Below are 4400 nucleotides of genomic sequence, written 5' to 3' on the forward strand. Positions count from 1 at the left end.
GGTCGCCGCGGCCGGAGTGGCCCAACTGCACGCCTGCCGCGCCCACGCCCACCCCGACTGGACCTACCTCAGCCCCCCGGCCCTCCTCGAGCCCGGCGCCCGTACCGCCCGCTACCGCCGTGGCGCGGACACCCTGCTCACCGCACCCGACGGCCGCTCCTGGATCAGCGCGGAGGACCTGGCGGCAGCGGCAGTGGACGAACTCGAACACCCGGGCGCGGAAAGGCACTTCACGGTCGTACAGGCCTGACGGAAAGAGATCGCGGCGGCCCCGCGGCGCACGTAGGCTCGGGGGCGTGCGGCCGGCCGCGGGCGCGCCGGGCCGGTGCCCGAGGGGTTGGACGAAGGGAGCGTCCCACTGTGACGCGTGCGCACGAGGAAGAAGTCCTGGCCCGGATCGCCAAGGGGCTGGTCTACACCGAGTCGGAAGCCGCCTTCCAGGCCCCTCGGCGGCGCACCGAGCAGATCTTCGCGTACAACCACACCCCGCCGGGCGACACGGAGAGGCGCCGCTCGCTCCTGGTCGAGATCTTCGGCTCGGTCGGCGAACGCACGGCGTTGCTGCCGCCGTTCCACGCCGCGTTCGGCAGCAACGTGCACATCGGGGACGACTTCTTCGGGAACGTGAACCTCACGTTCGTCGACGACGTGGACATCCGCATAGGCGACGACGTCATGATCGCCCCCGGCGTGACCCTGACGACGACCGGCCACCCGGTGCATCCCGACCGCCGCGCCGACTTCGGACGCTTCTCCGAGCCGATCGTCATCGAGGACAAGGTCTGGATCGGCAGCAACGCGGTCGTCCTCCCCGGCGTGCGCATCGGCTACGGCTCGGTCATCGGCGCCGGCAGCGTCGTCAGCCGTGACATCCCCCCGATGACGGTGGCGGTCGGCACCCCGTGCCGCCCGCTCCGCGCGATCACGGAGGAGGACCTCACGACGCGCATGGCCGGGGACTAGCCCCCGGTGGGGGCGGCGGGGCGCGGTTCGCCGTGGAAGACCTGCCGGGTGTGCCAGTCGCGATGCGCGGCGGCGACCCGGCGGATACCGGGCTGGGGGCCGATGAGCGGCCGGCCGGCGAGGGCGGTGACGTGCTGCCGGGCGGCGGCGCTGTGCCCGACGAACCGCCGGCTGACCAGGACGCGGTGATCGTCCCCCAGCCCCAGGACGCCCTTGTCGAAGAGCTTGTGGTGCAGCGAGCACAGGCACAGCCCGTTGTCGACGTCGTCCGGGCCGCCGAACGCCCACCAGCGCACATGGGCGGCCTCCAGCCCGACCGGGACCGAGCCGATCCTGCCGTCGTAGCCGCAGAAGGCGCACCGGTACTCGTAGGCGGTCAGCACCAGTTCCCGCATCCGCGGGTCCCGCTGCCTGCGCGCCGGCACGAGCCGCTCGGCCGGCTCCGGCTCCAGTCCGACGGCCTCGCACAGTTCGGCGTGGAGGGAGGGCGGGAAGTGCAGGTCGAGCAGCAGCCGCGCGATCCTGCCGAGCAGCTCCGGTTCACGCCGCAACGCCGCCCTCAACTCCGGCGCGAGCCGCCCCGTCGCCCCCGTCTCCCGCAACTTCCGCACCCCGCTCCCGGGGCTCCCGGCCCCCCGGTCGGTACGCACCTCCCACACCCCGTCACCGACCAGGTGATGGAACGGATAGGCGGGCGTCGTCCTGTGGGGCGGGCCGTACTCCGCGAGCAGACTCTGCAAGTCGCGCTCCACGGCGGTGTACCGCAGCCCCCCGTCCGCGTCCTCCCGGAACCGCGCGAGGGCGTACAGGAGCAGCAACGGCTTGTGCGGAGCTCGCGTTCCGTCACGGGCCCACTGACGCAGGGCCGCAATGCGCTTGAGCCAGTCCATGGGGGGTGAGCGTAGACGGGGTGTCACGGCGTCAGGCGGGGCGGTGCTCCCGGTCGGCACCAGTCGTCGCCGATACGGAACGCGGCGATGGTTCCGCCCGTTCACGGGTAACCAATCGCCTGACCGCACCACTTCAGCCGCCGACCGGGAGTACCCCATGACCGAACCGACCGCCCCGGACAAGAAGCCGTTCCTGTACGTCGTCGTGTGCGCGAGCGGTGTCGCCGGGGGCGTGGGCAGGCTGATCACGGCCGCTCAGGAGGCGGAATGGGATGTCGGTGTGGTCGCCACGCCGCAGGGGCTCGGTTTCATCGACGCCGAGGCGATCGAGGCGCAGACCGGTTACCCGATCCGCTCCGCCTGGCGTGCGCCGGGAGACCCGCGCCCCCTGCCCCCGGCGGATGCGATCGCCGTGGCTCCGGCCACGTTCAACACGATCAACAAGTGGGCCGCCGGGATCTCCGACACCCTCGCCCTGGGCATCCTGTGCGAGGCGTACGGCATGGGTATCCCGATCGTGGCGCTGCCGTACCTGAACTCCGCCCAGGCCGCCCATCCCGCTTACCGGCAGAGCCTCGACCGGCTGCGGGGGATGGGCGTCCTGATCGGCTCGGGTGAACCGCACCTGCCGGGGGCGGGCGGTGCGGCGGAGCGCTTCCGCTGGGAGGAGGCACTGGAGTTGCTGGGGCCGCTGGTCGGTACGGTGCGGTGACGGTCCGGGTCCGGTCGCGCTCAGCGGGCGCGCAGCGCGGCCAGCGTCGCGTCCAGGTCCGCTGGGCGGGGCCGGTTGTGCGGCAGTTTGCCGAGTACGGCCGCCATGCCGCAGGTATCGGTGAGGGCGGAGAAGACGAGGCCGCCCGCGATGCCGGCGGAGAGCAGCTGGAACGCCGGGTGCGCGAGCAGACCGAGCAGCAGCCCCAGGAGCACCACCGCTCCGGCGGTGAAGCGGACCTGCCGTTCCATGCTCCAGCGGGCCCGGGTGTCGCACGCGGCGGGCCGGTGGAGATCATGGCCCTGCGCGGCCCACCCGTTGGTGCCGCCCGCGAGGGTGGCGGCCGGGATGCCCTGTCCGGCCAGGACCTGGCAGGCGTTCTCCGAGCGGGCACCGGAGGCGCACACCACGAGGACGTCTCCGCGGCCGGCCGCGTGCCGGAGTTCGGGCAGCGCGCGGCGGATGTGGTCGAGGGGGATGTTGAGGGCGCCCGGCAGGTGACCGGAGGCGTACTCACCGGGGGTGCGGACATCGATGACGGTGAATTCGTGGAGCCGCTCCCGGACCTGGTCGGTGCCGAGCGTGGTGGGAGCGAGGGGGCTGGTCATGACAGCGGGGATCCTTGTCGTCGCTTGGTGATCGTCCGGGCATCTGGTCGCCCCCGGGCACAACCGGGGACGTACAGTACCCCTAGGGGTATAGGTGGAGGAGTGATCGTGGAACTGGAGCTCGAGGGCGCGTCCCTGAAGGCCGTGCTGAACCGGCTGCGCAGGGCGCAGGGGCAGATCTCCGGGGTGATCCGGATGATCGAGGAGGGGCGGGACTGCGAGGAGGTCGTCACCCAGCTGGCCGCGGCCTCGCGCGCTCTGGACCGGGCGGGTTTCGCGATCATCGCCAGCGGGCTGCAGCAGTGCGTCGCGGACATCGAGTCGGGCAGGAAGAACGGGGAGGACGCGGAGGCGATGCGCGCGCGGATGGAGAAGCTGTTCCTGTCCCTGGCGTGAGGCGGCCGTCCCTGGTGTGAGGGCCGCCTTCCCTGGCGTGAGGGCGGCCGTCATGTCACCGCGTCCACCAGCATGAAGCCGGCCACCGCGAGCAGGACGAGGGCGAAGACGCGTCGCAGGGTGTCCCCGGGCAGCTTGGCCGACAGGCGTCTGCCGTCCCAGGCGCCGAGGATCGCCGCGCCGGCGAAGGGGCCTATGGCGGCCCAGTCCAGGTCGCCCGCCGTTCCGGCGCGCACGGCCAGCGCCGCGAGCGAGTTGACGGTGATGACCAGCAGGCTGGTGCCCACCGCCGCCCGCATGCGCATGCCGAGGACGTTGACCAGCGCCGGTACGGCGAGGAAGCCTCCGCCCACGCCGAGCACGCCGGTGACCGCGCCGAGCCCGGCGCCCGCGGCCACCGTCCTGACCGGCCGCACCGGTGCGGCGGTTCCCACATCCGGGCGGTGCCGCAGCATGCGTACCGCGGCGAACGCCGCGACCACCGCGAAGGAGACGGTCAGCGCGGCCTCCGGCAGGCGGCCGGTGAGCGCCCCGCCCAGCATCGCCGGGCCGATGCCCGCCGCCGCGAACAGCAGCCCCGTGCGCCAGCGGACCGCGCCGTCGCGGGCGTGCGCGGACAGCGCGGTGGCCGAGGTGACGGTGACGATGACCAGGCTCGCGGTGGTCGCCGCGACCGGGGTGAAACCCAGCAGGTAGATCAAGGCGGGGACGGCCAGCACGCTGCCGCCGCCTCCGAGCGCGCCGAGGGCCAGGCCGATGACGGCACCGGCGGTCAGCGCGAGTATCACGGCGCTCATTCGATGTCCGCACCCCCGGTGAGTACGCCTCCGG

Annotated in this window: 6 protein-coding genes and 1 pseudogene; 4 read left to right on the forward strand and 3 right to left on the reverse strand. The window is 73.2% G+C overall.

Annotation, left to right across the window (positions count from 1 at the left end; all coding sequences use genetic code 11):
* Both H5J33_RS25150 and H5J33_RS25155 read left to right on the forward strand, forming a co-directional pair.
* Positions 1-250 (forward strand): annotated as a pseudogene (locus H5J33_RS25150) (hypothetical protein); the annotation flags it as partial.
* Positions 251-360: 110 nt separating this feature from the next.
* Positions 361-963: a sugar O-acetyltransferase gene (locus H5J33_RS25155; protein ID WP_181797154.1), complete on the forward strand. Its 603-nt coding sequence runs from the start codon at positions 361-363 to the stop codon at positions 961-963.
* Here the strand turns inward: H5J33_RS25155 and H5J33_RS25160 are convergent.
* Positions 960-1853, reverse strand: a complete 894-nt coding sequence (locus H5J33_RS25160; RefSeq protein ID WP_181797155.1) for a phosphorothioated DNA-binding restriction endonuclease — start codon at positions 1851-1853, stop codon at positions 960-962. The two genes, H5J33_RS25155 and H5J33_RS25160, sit on opposite strands and share 4 nt — an antisense overlap.
* A gap of 157 nt (positions 1854-2010) precedes the next feature.
* Between H5J33_RS25160 and H5J33_RS25165 the strand changes: the two genes are divergently transcribed.
* The gene (locus tag H5J33_RS25165; protein WP_181797156.1) at positions 2011-2565 is read left to right on the forward strand and encodes a flavoprotein; all 555 of its coding nucleotides are present in this window, start codon (positions 2011-2013) and stop codon (positions 2563-2565) included.
* Positions 2566-2585: 20 nt separating this feature from the next.
* Here H5J33_RS25165 and H5J33_RS25170 read toward each other — a convergent pair whose 3' ends face one another.
* The gene (locus tag H5J33_RS25170) at positions 2586-3173 is read right to left on the reverse strand and encodes a rhodanese-like domain-containing protein (RefSeq protein WP_181797157.1); all 588 of its coding nucleotides are present in this window, start codon (positions 3171-3173) and stop codon (positions 2586-2588) included.
* Between the two features lie 108 nt (positions 3174-3281).
* Here H5J33_RS25170 and H5J33_RS25175 point away from each other — a divergent pair, with 108 nt between their 5' ends.
* Complete coding sequence (locus H5J33_RS25175) at positions 3282-3569, forward strand: metal-sensitive transcriptional regulator (protein WP_181797158.1); 288 nt, start codon at positions 3282-3284, stop codon at positions 3567-3569.
* A gap of 50 nt (positions 3570-3619) precedes the next feature.
* On the opposite strand, the gene H5J33_RS25180 is transcribed toward H5J33_RS25175, so the two are convergent.
* Positions 3620-4366: a sulfite exporter TauE/SafE family protein gene (locus H5J33_RS25180; RefSeq protein ID WP_181797159.1), complete on the reverse strand. Its 747-nt coding sequence runs from the start codon at positions 4364-4366 to the stop codon at positions 3620-3622.
* Positions 4367-4400: the final 34 nt, after the last annotated feature.

This window comes from Streptomyces sp. WELS2 (assembly GCF_013870595.1).
GTDB lineage: Bacteria > Actinomycetota > Actinomycetes > Streptomycetales > Streptomycetaceae > Streptomyces.

Bases quoted from the DNA above. Each gene is read 5' to 3' on its own strand.
- H5J33_RS25170 (WP_181797157.1), bottom strand. From the start codon at position 3,173: ATGACCAGCCCCCTCGCTCCCACCACGCTCGGCACCGACCAGGTCCGG.
- H5J33_RS25180 (WP_181797159.1), bottom strand. From the start codon at position 4,366: ATGAGCGCCGTGATACTCGCGCTGACCGCCGGTGCCGTCATCGGCCTG.
- H5J33_RS25160 (WP_181797155.1), bottom strand. From the start codon at position 1,853: ATGGACTGGCTCAAGCGCATTGCGGCCCTGCGTCAGTGGGCCCGTGAC.
- H5J33_RS25165 (WP_181797156.1), top strand. From the start codon at position 2,011: ATGACCGAACCGACCGCCCCGGACAAGAAGCCGTTCCTGTACGTCGTC.